The following is a 752-nucleotide window of genomic DNA, read 5'->3' on the forward strand; positions in this document are numbered from 1 at the left end:
GGGCGGGGTCGTCGACCTCGATGACCACCCCTTCGAAACCGTCGAGCCGCGAGCGCCATGGGTTGCTGGTCACCACGGCCATCGGGGCGGCATCAGCGAGCATGAACCCGATCCGGGCGTCAGGTGCCGCGGTGTCGATGGGCAGATACGCCGCCCCGGCCTTGAGTACCGCCACCATCGCGGTGATCGCCTGCACCGAACGCGGCAACAGCAGCGCCACACACTGTCCCGGGCCCACACCGTGACCGGCCAACAGATGCGCCAACCGGGTCGAGGACTCATCGAGCTCGCGGTAGGTCATCGAGGCGCCCGCGAAACTCACCGCCACCGCCTCGCCGGCGCGCGCAACTTGAGCGGCGAACAAGGCGGGCACCGACACCGGGGTGGGTGCGGGTTGGGTGAGCACCGCGCGGTGGGCGAGTGCATCCAATTCGGCGTGCTCGGGTTCATCGAGGACCTCCATCGCCGACAGCCGCTGGTCGGGGTCGGCGGTCAGCGCCGCCAACACCCGCTGCAACCTGCCGATCAGTGTCTCGATGGTGGCCGCATCGAACACATCGGTGCGGAACTCCACCGTTCCGCCGATCCCGGCTGGCTCACCTTCCCCGGTCCAACGCTCTCCGAGGGAAAAAGTCAGGTCCATGCGAGCGCTGTGGGTGTCCACGGGCATCGGCATCGCCTGCAGATCACCCAGGGCAAGTTCGACTTGCGCCCCATTGCCGTGTTCGGCGGCGTATTGCCAAGCCAAAGCC

At 68.1% G+C, this 752-nt stretch carries 1 protein-coding gene; it reads right to left on the reverse strand.

What is annotated here, in order from left to right:
* The coding region (locus tag AC5Y7E_RS24210) for an AMP-binding protein (RefSeq protein ID WP_499950946.1) at positions 1-752 on the reverse strand (752 nt) is incomplete at both ends.

It is taken from the genome of Mycobacterium sp. NGS17, assembly GCF_059813205.1.